This window comes from Pseudomonas sp. 3HC3 (assembly GCF_044904505.1).
Taxonomy (GTDB): domain Bacteria; phylum Pseudomonadota; class Gammaproteobacteria; order Pseudomonadales; family Pseudomonadaceae; genus Aquipseudomonas; species Aquipseudomonas putida_Y.
In genome coordinates this window covers 188211-206762 of the sequence record NZ_JADDRH010000004.1, presented here as the reverse complement: position 1 = coordinate 206762, position 18552 = coordinate 188211, and the positions used below count along the sequence as shown (strand labels likewise).

At 61.6% G+C, this 18552-nt stretch carries 18 protein-coding genes, 1 tRNA gene and 1 pseudogene; 8 read left to right on the top strand and 12 right to left on the bottom strand.

Going from position 1 to position 18552, the window contains the following annotated elements:
* Positions 1 to 25: 25 nt before the first annotated feature.
* The 4 genes from INQ47_RS09905 to rfbC are packed head-to-tail and all read right to left on the bottom strand — an operon-like array spanning position 26 to position 4285.
* Positions 26 to 481, bottom strand: coding sequence for a YiiD C-terminal domain-containing protein (locus tag INQ47_RS09905; protein WP_404701598.1), 456 nt, complete (start codon positions 479 to 481; stop codon positions 26 to 28).
* A complete protein-coding gene (locus tag INQ47_RS09900) occupies positions 481 to 1887 on the bottom strand; it encodes a sigma-54-dependent transcriptional regulator (RefSeq protein WP_404701597.1) in 1407 nt (468 codons plus the stop codon). The genes INQ47_RS09905 and INQ47_RS09900 overlap by 1 nt, the downstream gene beginning before the upstream one ends.
* Complete coding sequence (locus INQ47_RS09895; RefSeq protein ID WP_404701596.1) at positions 1884 to 3698, bottom strand: ATP-binding protein; 1815 nt, start codon at positions 3696 to 3698, stop codon at positions 1884 to 1886. Before INQ47_RS09895 ends, INQ47_RS09900 begins: the two co-directional genes overlap by 4 nt.
* Before the next feature lie 41 nt (positions 3699 to 3739).
* Positions 3740 to 4285, bottom strand: a complete 546-nt coding sequence (gene rfbC, locus INQ47_RS09890) for a dTDP-4-dehydrorhamnose 3,5-epimerase (protein WP_014589349.1) — start codon at positions 4283 to 4285, stop codon at positions 3740 to 3742.
* A gap of 277 nt (positions 4286 to 4562) precedes the next feature.
* Here rfbC and aguA point away from each other — a divergent pair, with 277 nt between their 5' ends.
* From aguA to INQ47_RS09875, 3 genes are all read left to right on the top strand, one after another.
* Positions 4563 to 5669 (top strand): agmatine deiminase, encoded by a 1107-nt coding sequence (gene aguA, locus INQ47_RS09885; protein ID WP_404701595.1) that lies wholly within the window; start codon positions 4563 to 4565, stop codon positions 5667 to 5669.
* Between the two features lie 193 nt (positions 5670 to 5862).
* A complete protein-coding gene (locus INQ47_RS09880) occupies positions 5863 to 6060 on the top strand; it encodes a hypothetical protein (RefSeq protein WP_252461657.1) in 198 nt (65 codons plus the stop codon).
* A 696-nt stretch (positions 6061 to 6756) separates the two neighbouring features.
* Positions 6757 to 8076: an OprD family porin gene (locus INQ47_RS09875; protein ID WP_252461655.1), complete on the top strand. Its 1320-nt coding sequence runs from the start codon at positions 6757 to 6759 to the stop codon at positions 8074 to 8076.
* 151 nt (positions 8077 to 8227) lie between these two features.
* Here the strand turns inward: INQ47_RS09875 and INQ47_RS09870 are convergent, their stop codons facing one another.
* From INQ47_RS09870 to INQ47_RS09860, 3 genes are all read right to left on the bottom strand, one after another.
* Positions 8228 to 9898 carry an FMN-binding glutamate synthase family protein gene (locus INQ47_RS09870; protein WP_404701594.1) on the bottom strand — a complete coding sequence of 557 codons (1671 nt, stop codon included), beginning with the start codon at positions 9896 to 9898 and terminating at the stop codon, positions 8228 to 8230.
* A gap of 146 nt (positions 9899 to 10044) precedes the next feature.
* Positions 10045 to 11412 carry an ATP-binding protein gene (locus INQ47_RS09865; protein WP_404701593.1) on the bottom strand — a complete coding sequence of 456 codons (1368 nt, stop codon included), beginning with the start codon at positions 11410 to 11412 and terminating at the stop codon, positions 10045 to 10047.
* Position 11413: 1 nt separating this feature from the next.
* Entirely contained in the window at positions 11414 to 12133 is a 720-nt protein-coding gene (locus INQ47_RS09860; protein ID WP_404701592.1) for a response regulator, read from the bottom strand.
* Positions 12134 to 12273: 140 nt separating this feature from the next.
* Between INQ47_RS09860 and INQ47_RS09855 the strand changes: the two genes are divergently transcribed.
* On the top strand, positions 12274 to 14571 hold the full coding sequence (locus INQ47_RS09855; protein ID WP_404701591.1) for a TonB-dependent siderophore receptor: 2298 nt from the start codon (positions 12274 to 12276) through the stop codon (positions 14569 to 14571).
* 164 nt (positions 14572 to 14735) lie between these two features.
* Here INQ47_RS09855 and INQ47_RS09850 read toward each other — a convergent pair whose 3' ends face one another.
* Entirely contained in the window at positions 14736 to 14942 is a 207-nt protein-coding gene (locus INQ47_RS09850) for a DUF3079 domain-containing protein (protein ID WP_252461650.1), read from the bottom strand.
* Between the two features lie 58 nt (positions 14943 to 15000).
* Here INQ47_RS09850 and INQ47_RS09845 point away from each other — a divergent pair, with 58 nt between their 5' ends.
* Positions 15001 to 15477, top strand: coding sequence for a type II toxin-antitoxin system HigB family toxin (locus tag INQ47_RS09845; RefSeq protein WP_404701590.1), 477 nt, complete (start codon positions 15001 to 15003; stop codon positions 15475 to 15477).
* Between the two features lie 41 nt (positions 15478 to 15518).
* Positions 15519 to 15992, top strand: a complete 474-nt coding sequence (locus tag INQ47_RS09840) for a type II toxin-antitoxin system HigA family antitoxin (RefSeq protein WP_004575922.1) — start codon at positions 15519 to 15521, stop codon at positions 15990 to 15992.
* Positions 15993 to 15996: 4 nt separating this feature from the next.
* Here the strand turns inward: INQ47_RS09840 and INQ47_RS09835 are convergent.
* A pseudogene (locus INQ47_RS09835) lies at positions 15997 to 16211 on the bottom strand (integrase); the annotation flags it as partial.
* 101 nt (positions 16212 to 16312) lie between these two features.
* Here INQ47_RS09835 and INQ47_RS09830 point away from each other — a divergent pair.
* The gene (locus tag INQ47_RS09830) at positions 16313 to 16627 is read left to right on the top strand and encodes a type II toxin-antitoxin system RelE/ParE family toxin (protein WP_404701631.1); all 315 of its coding nucleotides are present in this window, start codon (positions 16313 to 16315) and stop codon (positions 16625 to 16627) included.
* Here INQ47_RS09830 and INQ47_RS09825 read toward each other — a convergent pair.
* The 3 genes from INQ47_RS09825 to INQ47_RS09815 form a co-directional block, all read right to left on the bottom strand.
* On the bottom strand, positions 16624 to 16947 hold the full coding sequence (locus tag INQ47_RS09825) for a helix-turn-helix domain-containing protein (protein WP_209968718.1): 324 nt from the start codon (positions 16945 to 16947) through the stop codon (positions 16624 to 16626). The two genes, INQ47_RS09830 and INQ47_RS09825, sit on opposite strands and share 4 nt — an antisense overlap.
* A 286-nt stretch (positions 16948 to 17233) precedes the next feature.
* Positions 17234 to 17309 (bottom strand) — tRNA-Thr (locus tag INQ47_RS09820).
* Positions 17310 to 17407: 98 nt separating this feature from the next.
* Positions 17408 to 17656, bottom strand: a complete 249-nt coding sequence (locus INQ47_RS09815) for a hypothetical protein (RefSeq protein ID WP_011953231.1) — start codon at positions 17654 to 17656, stop codon at positions 17408 to 17410.
* Between the two features lie 519 nt (positions 17657 to 18175).
* On the opposite strand from INQ47_RS09815, the gene INQ47_RS09810 reads away from it, so the two are divergent.
* Positions 18176 to 18451, top strand: a complete 276-nt coding sequence (locus tag INQ47_RS09810; RefSeq protein ID WP_019439071.1) for a DUF3077 domain-containing protein — start codon at positions 18176 to 18178, stop codon at positions 18449 to 18451.
* Positions 18452 to 18552 lie beyond the last annotated feature (101 nt).

The following is an 18552-nucleotide window of genomic DNA, read 5'->3' as shown; positions in this document are numbered from 1 at the left end:
GCGGTTGCTTTCAGCGGCTGCTGGGCTAGCGGTGCAAGACGTACTGGCCGCTGAACCTCACCGCTGGCTCGTCACTGCCGTCATTGCTCACCGTGGTCTCCAACGTCAACCGTGCCCGCCCACGCCGCTGGTACAGGGTCAGGAACCGCTCCCAGGTTTTCTCGTCCGGCGCGGCACAACGCGCCACCGCCGTGCCGGTCACTGGCAGCGGGTAGCTGATTTGCCCTTCCTGGATAACGATGTGCCCGTCACCGATCCCCAGTTCACGCAGGCGCAAGTGCAACCACCCCCAACCCACCAGCACTGCTGCGCAGTACAGGCTGCCACCGAACATGGTGCTTTTGTGGTTGACGTTGGCCGCCAGCGGCAGTTGCAGGCGCAGGGTGTGCTGCTGCCAATCGATCACTTCCAGGCCCATTTCGCGGGTCAAGGGGATGTCGCTGTGCAGTACGGACTGCAGGTACTGGCTATCGGTGCTCATTAACGGTTGTCCTCTTGATCATCATGCCCGCCGCTGCCGCCGTCGAAGTTCAAGCCGTGCTTGCGCAGCTTGTCATGCAGGGTTTTGCGGGGGATACCCAGGGCTTCGGCCAGGCTCCGCATGGAGCTGTGTGGCTGGGCCAGTTCGGCAGCGATCAGCGAGCGTTCGAACTGCTCGACCTGCTCGCTGAGGTTACCGCTCAGCATGGGCGCTGTCGGTGCTGCTGCCGAGGGTGCCTGGCCATCCAGTGCCAGTTCCAGGCCAAGGGCGAAACGCTCGGCGGCGTTCTGTAGCTCGCGGACGTTACCTGGCCAGTCATGACGCAGCAGCAGGGCGCGTTGCGTTGGCTGCAGCGCATGCGGCGACAGGCCGTGGCGTTGGCTGGCCGCATCGGCGAAATGCTGGAACAACACCAATATGTCGTCCCCGCGTTCGCGCAGGGGCGGAATACGCAGCGGCGCCACGTTCAGGCGGTAATACAGGTCCGCGCGGAATCGCCCTTGGTCAGCAGACTGACGCAGGTCTTCCTTGGTGGCGGCTATGATGCGGATATCCAGCGGGATCAACTGGTTGCCGCCCAGGCGTTCGACCACCCGCTCCTGCAGCATGCGCAGCAACTTCACTTGCACATCCAGGCTCATGCTCTCGATTTCGTCGAGGAACAGCGTGCCGCCGTTGGCAAATTCAAACTTGCCGATACGGCGCTTCTGCGCGCCGGTGAACGCACCGGGCTCATGGCCGAACAGCTCGCTCTCGACCACCGACTCGGCCAGTGCGCCGGCGTTGATCGCCACGAACGGCCCTTCGCTGCGGCTGGACAGGTCGTGCAGGGCGCGAGCCACCACCTCTTTGCCAGCGCCGGTCTCGCCCAGAATCAACACATCGGCACGGGTGCCGGCCAAGGCGCTGATCTGCTCGCGCAGGCGCAGCATGGCCGGTGAATGGCCGACCAGGCGGGTTGCCAGCTGCTGGCGGTCGCTCAGTGCCAGACGCAGGCTACGGTTGTCCAGCACCAGCCGGCGCAAGGCCAGGGCGCGGCGTACGCTGTCGAGCAGAGCGTCTGTGGCAAAAGGTTTTTCCAGGAAGTCATAAGCCCCGGCGCGCATCGCCTGCACCGCCAGCGGCACATCGCCATGGCCGGTAATCAGCAACACCGGCAGCTCGCTGTCACGGCCGTGCAGTTGTTCCAGCAACTGCAGGCCATCGATGCCCGGCATGCGGATGTCGCTGACCACCACGCCTGGCCAGTCGGCCTCGATACGCTCGGCCAGGCCTTGAGCTTCAGCCAGGGCGATTACCTTGAGCCCGGCCAGGTCCAGAGTCTGGCTCAAGGCTTGGCGCAGGTGGGGGTCATCGTCCACCAGGATGACCTGGGCTCGGCTGTCGATCAGTGTCTCGGTGGTCATGCCGAGGGGTCCTCCGAATTGGGCAAAGTAGCGCCAGACGCGGCCACACGCAGCTGGAGCGTCAGCATTGCGCCACCTTCCGGGTGGTTGGCCAGCAGCAGTTCACCGCCCAGGGCGCGCATCAGGCTTTCACAGATCGCCAGGCCCAGGCCAAGGCCCTGGGTACGGGTCTTGGTGGTGAAGAACGGCTCCTTGGCGTGCTCCAGGGCCTGGCGGCTGAAACCGGGGCCGTTGTCACGGATGTACAGGTAGACGCAGTCATCACGCTGCTCGGCACTTAGCCACAGGCGACGCGGGTTGGCTTTTTCGGTCAGGGCGTCGAGGGCATTGGCCAGCAGGTTGCCTAGGACTTGGCGCAGGCGGGTTTCGCCGGCCTGTACCCACAAGGTGGCTTCCGGCAGGTCGCGGATCAGTTCTACGGCCATCGCCCGGCGGCGCTTGGCCAGCAGCGCCAGGGCATCGTCCAGGGCCGGCTGCAAGGCCACGCTCTCTGGGGCATGGCGGTCACGACGGGCGAATGCACGCAGGTGGGCAATGATCGAGGCCATGCGCCCGGTCAGCTCGCCGATCAGCTTGAGGTTGCCGCGGGCGTCTTCGGTACGTTGGTGGTCGAGCAGGATCTCGGCGTTTTCTGCGTAGCTGCGGATGGCGGCCAGAGGCTGGTTCAACTCATGGCTGATACTGGCCGACATGGTGCCGAGAACCGACAGCTTGCCGGCCTGCACCAGTTCGTCCTGTGCGCGCACCGCCTCCTGCTGAGCGTTTTCGCGCTCCAGTACGGCATTTTTCAGGCGGGTGTTCAGGCCTTCAAGATCGGCAGTACGTTCGGCCACGCGCTTTTCCAGTTCCTGGCGGCCACGGGCTTCGAAGTCGATGCGGTCGATGTAATGGCGCCGCCGTTGCATCACCAGGCCGGCCAGCAGCATCAGTACCAGCAGTGTACCGGCACCGATGGCCATTACCGTCTGCACCGAGCGATCAACCAGCGTGCGCGGGGCGAGGATGCTGACTTGCCAGCCGGTTTCCTTGATGTCGCGGGTCTGGGTGATCCAGGCCTGCGGATTGAGCGCCAGCGGCTGTGGGGCCTGAGTCGGATAGGGCTGGATGGCGATGATGGCCTGGCGCTCGGCGTCGGTCAGCGTGCGGGTAGCACGGAAGCGCCAGTCGGGCCGCGAAGTCAGGATGACCACCCCATTTTGATCGGTCAGCAACAGCTGCTCGGGCGTACGACCCCACAGGGTTTCGGTGTGGTCGAGATCGACCTTGACCACCAGCACGCCGACGATTCGCTCGCGGTCCCGCACGGCTGCGGCAAAGAAGTAGCCGCGCTTGGCCGAGGTGGTGCCCTGGCCGAAGAAGCGGCCCAAGTGGCCGGCCATGGCTTCGTTGAAGTAGGGGCGGAAGGCGAAGTTTCGCCCGACGAAGGTGTCGTGCTTGTCCCAGTTCGAGGCGGCCAAGGTGTTGCCGCTGACGTCCATCAGGTACATCACCTCGGCACCGGTCTGCTGCACGATGTCCTTGAGCAGGCGGTTGGCGTTGGTCACCGCTTCCAGGCGGAACGGGTCGGCCAGCACGCCTCGCAGCGCGGGCAGGTCGCCGAGAATTTGCGGCAAGGTCTCGTAGCGGTGCAGGGTGCCGAGCAGGTTGGCGACATACAGGTCGAGTGTCTGGCGGTTCTGCGAGGCCAGCTCATCCTGGTAATAGCGCTCGGCCAAGTGATGCAGGGGCCACAGCAATGGGGCCAGGCTCAGCGCCAGCAGGGCCAGGCTGCGCCAGCGGGGACGGCGTGGGGGCGTGGGTTTTGCAATCATCACGAAATGCGCCAGAAAAGTCTGACGCAATTATGCGCTAGTTAAGGCAGCAGTTCCGCCTCTGCCAATGGCAGGCCCACCTTGTCCTTGTCCGATAACAGCGGTGGCTGCTGCAGCCCCCAGTCGATGTCCAGCTGGGGGTCGTCCCAGCGGATGCAGCGGTCGGCGCCCGGGTTGTAGTAGTCGGTAGTCTTGTAGAGGAACTCGGCCGATTCACTCATCACTGCAAAACCGTGGGCGAAGCCAGGTGGAATCCACAGCTGGCGATGGTTGTCGGCCGACAGGTGCACCGCGACCCATTTGCCGAATGTTGGCGAGCTTTTGCGTACGTCCACGGCGATATCGCGGATCTCCCCGTGTACCACGCGCACCAGTTTGCCCTGGGTGTTTGCCACCTGGTAGTGCAGCCCACGGAGCACGCCCTTGATGGAGCGCGAGTGGTTGTCCTGGACGAACGCCACGTTCACGCCGGTTTGCTGTGAGAACTCACGGGCGTTGAATGCTTCGAAAAAGAAACCACGGCTGTCAGCGAACACCTTTGGCTCGATGATCAGTACTTCAGGGATTGCTGTAGGAATGATGTTCATAGCGGCTCGCTGGCCCGTCGCTCAAGTATTGACCCTAGTCGGCCTTGCCGGAAATTTCCGCGCGTAGCTGTAACAGGATGCATAAGTGATGGCTATGGTAGACAGCAGGCCGCTCCTTTCACCAGAGGAGTCCTAATAAGTGTCGATTGTTATCGGTTTAAATTCGCCGAATGGCGCGGCATTCTTAGGTTTTCGGACTTCAAATATCGATATATATCGGTTATAAATTGACAAACGCCCCAGCACATCCGGCTCAGGGCCATCACAGAGGTCACCCATGAAAACCCTCAACTCCACGCCCCGTGCCGATGGTTTCCACATGCCCGCCGAGTGGGCCCCACAAACTCAGGTATGGATGGTCTGGCCGGAGCGCCCGGACAACTGGCGCCTGGGCGGCAAGCCGGCGCAGGCTGCCCACGTATCCCTGGCCAAGGCCATTGCCCGTTTCGAACCTGTGACCGTCGCAGCCTCCGCCGGGCAGTACGAAAACGCTCGACGCCAACTCGACCAGCCGAACATTCGTGTGGTTGAAATCAGCAACGACGATGCCTGGGTGCGTGACACCGGTCCGACCTTCGTCATCAACGACCATGGCGAAGTACGCGGTGTAGATTGGGGCTTCAATGCCTGGGGCGGCTTTGATGGCGGCCTGTACGCACCCTGGAACCGCGACGAGGAACTGGCCGCCAAGGTGCTGGAAATGGAGCGCTGCCAGCGCTACCAGACCGAAGGCTTTGTGCTTGAAGGTGGTTCGATCCACGTAGACGGCGAAGGCACCGTGATCACCACTGAGGAATGCCTGCTCAACCGCAACCGCAACCCACACCTGAGCCGCGAGCAGATCGAAGCGGTGCTGCGCGATCACTTGGCAGTCGACACCGTGGTGTGGCTGCCCGATGGCCTGTACAACGACGAAACCGACGGCCACGTCGACAACTTCTGCTGTTACGTGCGCCCGGGCGAAGTGTTACTGGCCTGGACCGATGATTCCAACGACCCCAACTATGCGCGCTGCCACGCGGCCATGGATGTGCTGAAGAACACCCGCGACGCCAAGGGCCGCGAGTTCATCGTGCACAAGATGCCGATCCCGGGCCCGCTGTTCGCCACTGCCGAAGAGTGCGCCGGTGTCGACCAGGTCGCCGGCAGCCAGGAGCGTGACCCGTCGGTGCGCCTGGCGGGTTCGTATGTGAACTTCCTGATCGTCAACGGTGGCATCATTGCCCCAAGCTTCGACGACCCGGCAGATGCCGAAGCCAGAGCGATCCTGGCAAGGATCTTCCCCGACCATGAGGTGGTGATGATCCCGGGCCGCGAGCTGCTCTTGGGTGGCGGCAACATTCACTGCCTGACCCAACAGCAGCCGGCGCCGGTCAAGCGCTGAGCGCATAATGGATAAAGAGGCCCGTCACATGACGGGCCTCTTTTTTGCGTGGGCGACGCCCGGAGGCCGAGCTGGCATACGTTTTGTATTGTTTTTCAAACAGATAGCGAGATGGCACGGCCAGGCCGCGCCTTGGATCTGTAACAATACCTACGTAAATTAGCCACTCACGGGCCAGGGAGTACGTGTGGACATGAATGCAGCAAGTGAGTCGGCTTTGCGCCCATCGGCAGTTGATCGCCAATCGCTCAGGTTTGTGGCGAAGTGGTTGAAACACCATGGAAGCATCAGGGTCAGGACGACCGACCCACGACGTCTGCTTGCCGGGCGATACCCCCAAGGTTTGATCAGCGAAGCAGAGATGCAGGCGCTGATGGCGGTGTGGCACTGATTGATTGCAGCTGTACCTGCTTCTTCGCGGGTATGCCCGCTCCACAGATATTTCACAGGTTTCGAGACATGTGGTGATCATGTGGGAGCGGGCGTGCCCGCGAAGAGGCAGGTACAGGCAACAAATATCTGAAGCTGTAGCTACCTGTCACCACCAGGCTACGCGGGTCCCCCACCTGAAACTGCGCCGCGCCGGTCGCCGAGCTGTAATAGGTCTTGTCGGCAATGTTGCTCAATACCGCCCGCTCATCCCAGTCATGGGTCCGATACCCCGTCGGACACCGTCATCGGACCATTGTGCTGCCGACCTACGCTTCGATGGTCGAGCGGCGATCTTGCTCCTGAGCCTTGCTGACCCTGTTCTCAGGAAATTGTCCGTTCGATCAAAAGGCAATTTCCCACACAAGATAAATTGTCTGCTGATAGCGCAAACCTGCATGGAAATGCACCAGGCAGGCCGATAATTTTGGTTGTATCAACCTGCATTTCACGACTTTTTGACATTTGTAATCGCACACGGCTAGGATTCGGCCAACGCCTGCTGGCCATGGTTTTGGCCAGGCTGCTGCCAAGGGCCGCCGTGAACTTACCGGTAGGCCCGCCCGGCTGGATCCGCATAGCGTCGAACCTACGAAGGGGCGTTGGTTCCTGGCGTCATATTGCAGCGCGTTTTTGATTAAGAAATAAGGAAAACAACATGTTGAAAACCAGGATCAGCCTGCTCGCCCTGGCGATGATCGCCGCGACCCAGGCTCAGGCCAATGACCAGGCTGACAGCAAGGGTTTCATCGAGGACAGCCACGCCAACGTCCTTCTGCGCAACGCCTACATCAACCGTGACAAGAAGCATGGCACCGACGACCAGATCGAATGGGGCCAGGCGTTCATCGCCAACTTCTCCTCCGGCTTCACCCAGGGCACCGTTGGCGTCGGTGTTGACGCATTCGGCCTGTACGCCGTGCGCCTGGATGGCGGCAAAGGTCACAACGGTGGCGGCGGTGTCGACTTCTTCAAACCGCACGAAACCACCAATGCCGAAGGCAACGCCAGCTCGCCGCACAACCTGGCCCGTGGTGGTGCTGCAGTGAAATTCCGCATTTCCAACACCGTGCTGAAGTACGGTGACCAGATGCCAGCACTGCCAGTGCTGCAGTACGACGATGCACGTCTGTTGCCAGAAAGCTTCACCGGCACCCTGATCACCTCCAAAGAGATCCAGGGCCTGGAACTGAACGCTGGCCGCTTCACCCAGGAAGCGCGCAAGAGCGCCGAGCGCCGTGATGGTGGTGGCCTGAAGTCGATCAACGTCTTCGGTGCCAGCTACAAGTTCACCGACAACTTCACCGCTTCGCTGTACACCGCCGACAACGAAGACGTGATGAAGAAGCACTACCTGGGCTTGAACTACGTCTTCCCGATCGCCAGCGACCAGTCCCTGACCCTGGACTTCAACGGCTACAAGTCGGATATCAACAACAAGTACGTAAAAGCCGCAGGCCTGAACGGCGACTCCAACACCATCTGGAGCCTTGCAGCCACCTATGCGTACGGTGCGCACTCGTTCACCCTCGCTCACCAGCGCAGCACCGGCAGCACTGGCTACAACTACGGCTTCTACCAGAACGCCGGTGGCGTGGGTGACGGTGGTTCCACCATCTACCTGGCCAACTCGTACTGGTCCGACTTCAACGCCGAAGACGAGCGCTCCTGGCAGCTGGGCTACGGCCTGGACTTCGGTGCCTACGGCATTCCGGGCCTGACCTACAAGCTGGCTTACGTGGTGGGTGACAACATCAACACCCGTAACGTCGCCAACCCGCAAGGCTTCGGCGAAGGTAAAGAGCGCGAGATCTTCAACCAGATCCGTTACGTGGTGCAGGACGGCCCGGCCAAGGACCTGTCGATCAAACTGCGTAGCTCGTTCTTGCGTACCAACAACGCCGTGCAGCAGAACGGTTACAACGACGACGGCAACGAAGTCCGCGTATTCGTCGAGTACCCGATCAGCATCTTCTGATCCGCAGTTCTTTGCATGAAAGCTGGGGCCGCGCTGCGGCCCTTCGCGGGCTTGCCCGCTCCCACAGGTAAAGCGCCGCCTTCGATGGCGCTGCAAATTATGGGAGCGGGCACGCCCGCGAAGGGCTGCAGGGCAGCCCCAGTCATGTTTGTCATGCAGGTTCAGTCTCTTCGTGGCGCAGTCTTGATGCCACAGTTCGTGTTGCAGTGTCCCCCGTCTCCGGTGCAAAGCTGTCGCTACGCGCCATCCGCCACATCCGTGCATAAAACTCGCTTTCGATCGAGCCACTAAGTAGCTCCCCCGGCTTGAGAAATGTGTGCAAGTCCGAAAACAACCCGATTTCGCTGGGGCTGATGCGCCGTGCCAGGTGCTTGGGCCTGAGCTCCGAAGGGTGCTCCAGGCCTGCGGCAGCCAACATCTCGGCCAGCGCGTGAAGTGTGTTGCGGTGGAAGCTGGCCACCCGCTCGGCTTTGTCTGGCACCACCAGGGCACGCTGGCGCAGAGGGTCTTGGGTGGCCACGCCGGTCGGGCACTTGTTGGTGTGGCAGCTCTGCGACTGAATGCAGCCAATAGCAAACATGAAACCGCGTGCCGAGTTGACCCAGTCAGCGCCGATGGCCAATACGCTGGCAATGTCGAAGGCGCTGACGATCTTGCCCGCCGCACCAATGCGGATGCTGGAGCGCAGGTTCAGGCCGACCAACGTGTTGTGCACGAACATCAGGCCTTCGCGCATTGGCACGCCCATGTTGTCGCTGAACTCGCGAGGTGCCGCGCCGGTGCCGCCTTCTTTGCCGTCGACAACGATGAAGTCAGGGGTGATGCCGGTGGCGAGCATGGCCTTGGCAATGCCCATGAACTCCCATGGGTGGCCCAGGCAGAACTTGAAGCCCACGGGCTTGCCGCCCGAAAGCTCGCGCAGGCTGGCTACGAACTGCAGCAGTTCCACTGGTGTGCGGAAGGCGCTGTGCGCGGCCGGTGAGATGCAGTCCTCGCCTGCGCGTACGCCACGGGTCTCGGCAATTTCGGGGCTGACCTTGTGCCCCGGTAAAATGCCGCCGTGGCCAGGCTTGGCGCCCTGGCTGAGCTTGATCTCGATCATCTTCACCTGTGCCGAGCGGGCCTGTTCGGCGAAGCGCTGTGGATCGAAACGACCGTCCTCGGTGCGGCAGCCGAAATAGCCGCTGCCGATTTCCCAGATCAGGTCGCCGCCGTGCTCACGGTGGTACGGGCTGATGCTGCCTTCGCCAGTGTCATGGGCAAACCGGCCCATGCGCGCGCCGCGGTTGAGCGCGGCGATGGCGTTGGCGCTGAGGGCGCCGAAACTCATCGCCGAGATGTTGAAGATCGAGGCCGAGTAGGGCATTCGGCATTGCGGCCCGCCGATGGCAATGCGGAACGAGGCCGGGTCTGGCGTGGCCACCGGCAGCATGGAATGGCTGATGAACTCGAAACCAGGTTTGTAGGCGTCGTTGAGTGTGCCGAACGCTTTCTCGGCGCTTTCGTTCTTGGCGCGGGCGTAGACCAGCGAGCGTTGCGAGCGGGAGAACGGCAGCTTGTCGTCGTCACCTTCGATCAGGTACTGGCGGATTTCCGGGCGGATGGTTTCGATCAGGTAACGGATATTGCCCAGGATCGGGTAGTTGCGTCGCACCGCATGGTGGCTTTGGCGCAGGTCATTCAGGCCGACCAGGCTGAGCAGCGCGGTGATCAGTGTTACCGGCCACAGCCAGGCATGCTGGTGCAGCAGGGGCAGGCTGGCGAAGGTGAAGACAAGGCAGAGTACGAAGCAGGCGTAGCGGCTGGGAAGAGAGTGTTTCATGGGTCCATCGCAGGCAGGATGACCGGGCCTAGGATAGGCAAACGCAGGGGACGGAAAACCTGGGTAATCGGTAAAAGACTGTTACCTGATTGCGACTTCCTAGGCCTGCGCAGCCCATCGCGACACAAAGCCCACAGAAGATCGCGTTAGCCAGGCAGCAATATGCTGACCCGCAACCCACCGCTCTCACGGTTCGACAGCATCAGCTCACCCCCATGGCTGGCGGCAATCCGCTGGGCAATGCTCAGCCCCAGCCCATATCCGCCGGATGCCTGGTTACGCGACCCCTCACCGCGCACGAACGGGTCGGTAATGGTCGTCAGCAGCGCTGGCGCAATCCCCGGCCCGCGGTCGTCGATGTGGATGAACACCCCTGTGGTGGTCCGCTCCAGCGTGATAGAAACATCCTTGGCATAACGCAACGCATTGACCAACAAGTTCTGCAGGCAGCGCTGCAGCAGCAGGGCATCTCCCCGCAGGCTGTTCACCCGGCCGTGCACCGGCAGTGGTTCCTGGTCCGTCGCCAGGTCCGCGCACTGGCGCGTCACCAGCCGGTCCAGGTCCACCTGCTGCAAATTCTGCTGCTCTCCTGCACGCAGGTAATCCAGAACCTGACCGATCATATCGTCCATCTGCGTGATGTTCTGCCGCAGGCGATGGCGGTGTTCGTCATCGGGTAAGCGCTCCAGGCGCAGGCGCATGCGGGTCAGTGGGGTGCGCAGGTCGTGAGACACGGCGGCCAGGAAGTAGGCCTTGTCGTTGACCATGGCAATCAGCCGCTGCTGCATGGCGTTGAACGCCTGAGCCGCCTGGCGCACTTCCTCCGGGCCGTCCAGCGCCAGGGGAGGCTGCTCGAGGTTGCTGCCCAGGCCGCGTGCGGCATCGGCCAGGCGCCGCAACGGGCGCAGGCACAGGCGCACGGCAATCAGGCACACCAGCAACACGGCGACAATACGCAGCGCATACACCCGCAGCAGGTAATCGCTGATCAGCACCCAGGCCGACTCGCCGCTCCAGCCCTGCAGTTCCTGGCCCGCAATGGTCAGCCAGTGCCCATCGGCCAGCGGCACCGCGAACTGGATATGCGCCTGGGCCGTGCGCAGGCCGAACAGGCTGCGCCAGACGATCGGTTGGCCCAGTTCGTCGGTGAGTTGCACGTTCATCAGGCGCACGTCCTGGGCATGCCCCAGTTCGTACTTCAGGGCCTGCTGCAGCAACAGCTCGACCCGCCTGCGCCCAGGGCGCTCGTCATGCTCTTGCGCAGGCAGGCTTTCGACGCAGCGAAGCTGGTAGTGGGCTGGCGCCTGCAATGTACCGCCGTGGCAGTCGATCTGGGCAATCAGGGCGGCGCTGCGTGCAGCAACCAGTCGCACGGGCACCTCTAGCGCCTGGGCGAAACGCACATCGAACCAGATGCTGCTCGACATCAACTGGATCACCAGCGTGCCACTGACCATGATCAGCAGCAGTTGACCAAACAAGGTGCGTGGCCACAGCCGGTGAAACCAGCGCATGTCAGGCCCCGGCCGCGAGGGTGGCGATACTCAGCAGGTAGCCCTCGTTGCGGATGGTCAGGATTTGCGCGGCCCCCGCCGGCGCCCGGCGCAGCTGCTGGCGCAGGCGGCTGACACACATGTCCACCGAGCGGTCGTCGGGCAGGTGATCGCGGCCGAACGCGCTGCGGGTCAGTTGGTCACGGGAGACCACTCGGTTGTTGGCTTCCAGCAGTTCGCGCAGCACGCGGTAGTCGGAGCGCGGCAGGGTCAGGGTCTCGCCATCCGGGCGGGTGAGCAGGCGCTTGACGTGTTCCAGACGAAAGCCTGCGAACAGCTGGGCGTCCACCACGGGCTCTTCGGCACAAGTGCCCAGGCGTTGCGGACGACGTAGTACGGCTTTGATCCGGGCGATCAGTTCGCGTGGTTCGAAGGGCTTGGCCAGATAGTCGTCGGCGCCCACCTCCAGGCCGATGATGCGGTCCAGCGTGCTGCCCTTGGCTGACAGCATGATCACCGCCAACCCGGGGGTGGCCTGCAGCTGCCTGCACAGGCTAAGGCCGTCCTCACCCGGCAGCATCAGGTCGAGCACCACCAGTTCCACTTTGTGCCGGGCCAACTGGTCGCGCATCTGTTCACCGTCGGCTGCGGCCAGCACGTTGTAGCCGGCATCGCTCAGGTAATCACAAAGAAGTTCGCGGATCTCGTCGTCATCATCGACAACCAGCAGGGTCGTGCTCATGCAGAAAAACACCTGTTAGGTGAGGGCCGGTGGCGCTCGTTACGTTCAATTACATCCCCGTACATGTCGGGGCTGGAGCCCGGAGGGCTGATCCCTAGAATCCTAACAAAAAATCATCTGCAAATACGAAGCCTTCCCAAATGAATCCCAAGAGCATCCCGACAGCGTTCACCCCCTTCAGTCAAAGTGGCAGTCGCCTCAAGCCGCTGGCCTTCTGCGTTGCCGTCGCCATCAGCGGTGGGGCAATGGCTGCCGACGGCAAACCCCTTGTACTGGACGCCACGCAGATCGAAGACAGCGCATTATTGCCTGCCGACGAGGCCGGCCAGTTGGGCTACACGGTCGAGAGCACCCGTAGCTCCACAGGCCTGGCACTGACACCACGGCAGACGCCGCAATCGGTTACCACCATCACCCGCCAGCAGATGGATGACCGCGACATCCACACCATCGAGCAGGCACTGGGAACCACCCCAGGCGTAACAGCCAACAAGTCCGAGGTGGGTGGGCGTACCGACTACCGCGCCCGTGGTTACTCGATCAGCAACTGGAAGGTCGATGGCCTGCAGACCCAGGGCGGTTCCGATTTCAGTGGCAGCGGCAATGCGCTGAACATGGACCTGTACGAACGCATCGACATCGTGCGCGGCGCCAACGGCCTGCTGGGCGGCACCGGCGACCCCTCGGCAACCGTCAACCTGATCCGCAAGGCACCCACCAAAACCTTCGGCGGCAGTGCCTATGCCACTTACGGCAGCTGGGACAAGCGTCGTCTGGGGGCTGACTTGAACCTGCCTCTGTCCGAAGATGGCCGCCTGCGTTCGCGCTTCGTGATGACCCAACAGGATGCCAACTCCTTCCGTGACAACCAGTCCGAGCGCTCCCGCGCCGCGTTGGCCAATTTCGAGTTCGACCTGGACGACGCCACCACCCTGGGCGCCGGTTACCAGTATGAGTACAACAAGGTTGTGGGCGGCGGCTGGGGCGCGAACATCCCGATCTGGTACCGCAACGGCAGCAAGACCGACTTGCCGCGCAGCACCAACCTGGTGCCCAGCTGGAGCTTTGGCGAATACACCACCCGCACTGCGTTCGGTTCGCTAGAGCACCGCTTCGACAACGACTGGACCCTGGACCTGAAAGCCGCCCAGGCCACCACCGAAGCCCTGAACCACCGGGGCCTTGCCAAGGTGAACTCGGCAGGGCGCGGCAGCTACGGCGGCTATTGGGACCAGGACGGCAGCGGCGCCGTACTGAACGGTTTGCACAGCTCCAGCGACACCACCCAGCAGTCGGCGCAGATCGACCTGTCTGGCCCGTTCCAGCTGTTCGGCCGCACCCACCAGGCCATGGTCGGCTACAACGACAGCCGCACCGTCGGCTGGTCGCCCCAGTACACCTGCACCATGGTCGGCGACGGCATGGCCAGCGCGCCTGCACTGGGCTGCCAGTTCCGCGCCAACAACGGCTTCCCGGTGACCGACTGGCACAATGGCGTGGATGACGACTACGACCTCATCGCCTCGCGCACCGGCCTTCACAGCAAGACCACCACCCGCCTGCAAGGCATGTACGCCGCCACCCGCCTGAGCATCACCGACCCGTTGTCGGTGATCGTTGGCGTGCGCACCAGCAACTATTCCTCGGTCACCCGCAGCGTGGCCGGCGAGCGCAGCAGCCAGGAAGAGAACGGCATCGTCACCCCCTACCTGGGCGCGGTGTACGACCTCAACGACAACTACTCGGTATACGCCAGCTACACCGACATCTTTACCCCGCAAACCTCTGAAACCAGCAGCGGCAGCAAGGTCGAGCCGATTCGTGGGCAAAGCTACGAGACAGGTATCAAGGGTGAGTGGTTCGATGGTCGCCTGAACGCCTCGGCGGCCTACTTCCGCACCAAGCAGGAAAACAAGGCTGTGCTGGACGGCGACCTGACCACCCCGACCGGCGGCAGCGCCTACAAGGCCGGCTCCGGGCAGGAAACCGATGGTATCGACCTGGAAGTCGCGGGCGCCCTGACCCCCAGCTGGAACGTCTACGCCGGTTACACCTACCTGCACTTCCGCCGCGTCGACAGCGACGGCCGCAGCGACCCGTCGCACCTGTTCAAGGCCTCCACCACCTACCGCCTGAGCGGCCCGCTCGATCGCCTGACCCTGGGCGCCGGCGTGACTGCGCAGACCAACATCCGCGCCATCTCCAGCCCGGCTGGCCAGCCCACGAACGGTGTGAGCAATGGTGCCACTGACGTGAACTGGTCCGGTTACGCCATCTGGAATGCCATGGCCAAGTACCAGTTGACCGATGAGACCAGCGTCAGCCTCAACGCCAACAACCTGTTCGACAAGCACTACTACACCCAGTACGGGTTCTATGCCGGGGCGATTTATGGCGACCCGCGTAACCTGTCGTTGACGGTAAGCACCGCGTTCTGATCAGCTCTTCCACAAGGCCTGGCGCTGTACCTGTAGGAGCGGGTTCACCCGCGAACACCGGCGCAGCCGGTGCCTGCAACCGCATCGCCAGCGTCGCGGGCACGCCCGCACACGGAACCAGCGCTGGGTTCAAGGCCTGCGCTGGGCCGCCAAGCGGCCCTTTCTCACCTGGGCTCTGCCGCTTGCCCTGGCTCAACTGGCTTCTCCAACTGGCCCTCAAAGCTATTCCAATCCTCACCAAACAGCTCCACCGGATGCATGGTCCGGTCTGCGCCATTGCCACAGGCTAGCGCCTTGGCAGGGCAGTAAAGGTCGCAACCCCAGCAGATACGCTCGGGGTGGCGAGGGTTTGTGGGGAATCTCTTGGCCATGCTCAACCTCCCTCAGGGCTACCTGATCTGAACGTAAACCCCTCGCCCAGCCCTTCGTTTGACGGGCATCAATCCATTGGCGATCGCCAGGTCACCGTACATCGCGCATCCAGATATCTGGTTGGCAGATATCTGGATCAGAGATATTTTCCACCCTATGTTGGTGCGCCGGGACAACACAATGCGGGTCATAACGAAAGCGGCGGTAACCAAGGCGATTGAAACCCACGGCCAGTGGAAAGCGCCCCTAAGCCTGTGGCTGACGACCTTCGACAGGGCGACGCTGCGGTTTGAATCTTTTGAACAGTTGAGGCAGACGTGGGTCACTGTGTCTGGCTGGAATGTTGATCGCATCCCCCACTCAAAACTTAGGCCCGCCAGCCGCAAAGGGCCGCTTGATATCTACGTGTTCGATATCAAGAAAAACGAATGCCGCCTGATCGCGTGGCTCAATGCGCGAACGGGCACTCTCTACATCAAGGCCATTCTGTCGTACGCCGAGTACGACAAATGGTGCAGAAGCGATATCAGGTAGCAACCTGGGCCGCGCGATATTTCAATTCGACAGGTGACAACATGAAGCGGGATAAAATCGAAGCCAATGGACTAGATGCCTTCATCGCTAATATTTCACCCATGCTCGATGGCCTGAACACTCAGATGGCAACCATGGCCCAGCTTCTAGCCGCCTGCCATGACCCCATCAAGGACGATGCCGAGCTTGAGGCACGCATGGCATTGATCGACGAGCTCTACTCCCATGCGGACAGCGAAGGCCACGCTGCGGCACGCTTTGCCGAGATGGTAGCGGACCGCGTCTACGAGTATGAGAGTGAGTCTGTATTGGTGCCGTTCGCGAGCCAGGCCGAAGCGTTGGCCTTTCTGCTGTCGGACAGGGGCGTGAAGCAGAAGGACCTGTCGGCGATAGCGACCCAGAGCGCGGTATCCGAGATTCTGAACAACAAGCGGAAGATGACGGTTGCCCAGATAAAGGGCTTTGCTGAGTTTTTCAGCGTACCGGTTGAGTTCTTCATGCATGGGGTGGTTTGACAGGCTCGATAGCCGTCTCCGACCACAACCCAGGCTCGACCAGCGCACTGCATGCCATGGCTCGGAACCCGTGGCCGCAGATGTCCGCCTTGGTGTCGTAGCCATCGTCCTGAGTGCGGCAACCCCCGCGAACACCAAGTCGAAATTGCCAGTGATCGCGTAGATCTGCCCAAGCAAGGCCACTGCATGCGGCGGGGTACAACGTGAATGTAGCCGCCCCTAATGAGGTCGAACTGATTTCAGCGGGCGAGAGAAACACGATATTTCAGGGTATACCGCGAAACATTTCTAATTCCGCCAACTGCAAGCCACTGCGCTAGATTCGCTCCTCTTGGCATCCATGCCGTCCCCAATACTGCATCTCGCCGTGGCTGCGACGCATCCATTATGGCCAGGACCCAGAGCGGCCGATCAAGTCGTTAACCGAGTCGGTAGGGACGGGTGCGATTGAGCTCATCATCAACGGCAGCCCTGCATTCCGATGCGTGTATGTGGCCAAATTTGCAGACATGGTCGTCGTGTTGCATTCGTTCGTAAAAACGACCAACAGGTCCGACCGGCACGCGATGCAGGTCGCCGAACAGCGGATGAAAGAGTTGAAGCAAGAACTGAGAAAAATGGGATACAGGGTTTAGCTGCCAGGCGTTTGGGTGATCACGATCTGGGGCGGTGAACCGGCATCGTTCGAGGGCAGGATCAGAGTTGTGCGGAAGCCGAGCTTGTCCAGCATGTCCATCATGGCGTCCAAGGTGAATTTCTCGATCTTGCCATTTGCAAGCTCGGATATGCGGGATTGGGTTACGTTCAGCTTGGCTGCGGCATCATGCTGTTTGAGGCCCATTTTTTTGATGCAGTCAGTGATGAAAATGGACAAGTCCATTTTCAAGGCCATTTTGCTGGCGGTATCTGCGTCGTGGGTGGCGTGGAAAGGGCTTTCGTGGAATTGAAGCGCCATTGGCTTGCCTCGGCAGAAATATCTAAAATTTGCGATAAATCGTAGTGGGGATTGGTTGGCGAGTCAAAGCGTTTGTATTGGAGGGTGTGTCTGTTTTTGAGCTGGGCTGTGATCAGAGAATTGCATCTGCTAGGGGCGGTTGGGGCTGCTGCGCAGCCCATCGCAGGCAAGCCAGCTCCTACACCGATCGCGGTGGCTTCAGGGCATCTGTAAGGCAGGGGATTGGGGGCTGCGGGGGAAAACAAAAAAGGCCCACCTTTCGGTGAGCCTTTCTTGATACTGCGTATGGTGCCGGCACCAGGAATCGAACCCGGGACCTACTGATTACAAGTCAGTTGCTCTACCATCTGAGCTATACCGGCAATGGGGCGTCATTATAGCGATCGTTTGGCGCCTGTAAACCACTTCCTTGCGAATGTTCGCAAAAGACCTAAGTCACCGGCCTAAAAGAAGAATTTTCCTACCAGCCGCGGTGCATGGTGGTGACGCTAGGCTCGCTTTTACCCGGGTTGAAGAACAGCTTGTCGTTGTCGCAGCCGCGCTTGCGGCATGGGGCTTCTGTGCGCAGGGGCAGGCCGTTGTCGCCGCCCAGCTGCATGCCGGGGTGGTTCCAGCCCAGGTTGCTGTTGGGGTGGGGCGAGGTGCCGCCGGCGCAGCCGGTCAGGGCCAGGGCGAAGGTCAGCAGGGCGAGGGGGTTGGCTCGGGTCACGATGCTCAGGTCCGGTGGTCCATTGTCGGTTCTGGCGCAACGCCAGAAGGTCGCGGGGCTGGCGGGCAGCGCGCGACGTCACTTTTTAATGATTTGGGGGGCGGATGATACACCGTTGCGGCGGTGGAGCATTAGCCTTGTGTTGTCTGATATGGCCTCTTCGCGGGTGAACCCGCTCCTACACGGGGGCGGGTAAGCCGGGTTATCTGTGTAAGGCAATTCTGAACCATGGGGTCAAAAGCTTCAGGGTTTGGATGCTTCGGAAGTATCCTACGCGCGCCGCCGAAGTAACGCTGTTGTCGGGGAAGTGGCTCACGGATACCGTTTTCGGGTCGCTCTGGCGACTGGGTGTGAGAACCCGACTTGAATAAGCGTTACCCGCCATGGTGGTCGTACGTGGGCAGACCTCGGTCTGGCCGGGCTTCCTTATTCACTCGGTTTCTCACCCTGCGTACGGCTGCCGCCCCAAATCCGTGAGAAAGATTTTTGGCAGTCTCCTTCCGTGAATAAGGATTTGCCATGAAAAAAGATGTTTCTGAGCCAATCACAACCGCAGGCGTGGAAACCTTCCTCGCAGCCGGTAACCCATCCCTCAATCTCCTACGCGTAGAGCCCGGCGTCCCCGTCGACGCGGCCTACGAGCATGTCTCGATCCTGATGGGCTACATCAAGCACCTGGTGCGCGAGGGGGATATGGAGGACGACCATAAATTCCTGGGTGCAGCCGATTACCTGTGCGACATGGCCAAGGCGCTGATGAACGATATCGAGATCGCCAAGGGCAAGGCGCATTGAAAATGTGAGAGTGCGGGGGCTGCTTTGCAGCCCTTTCGCGACGCAGGGCTGCTCCCACAAATGACCGCGCAAACAGCGCTTGCGCTAACCACAAGAAATGT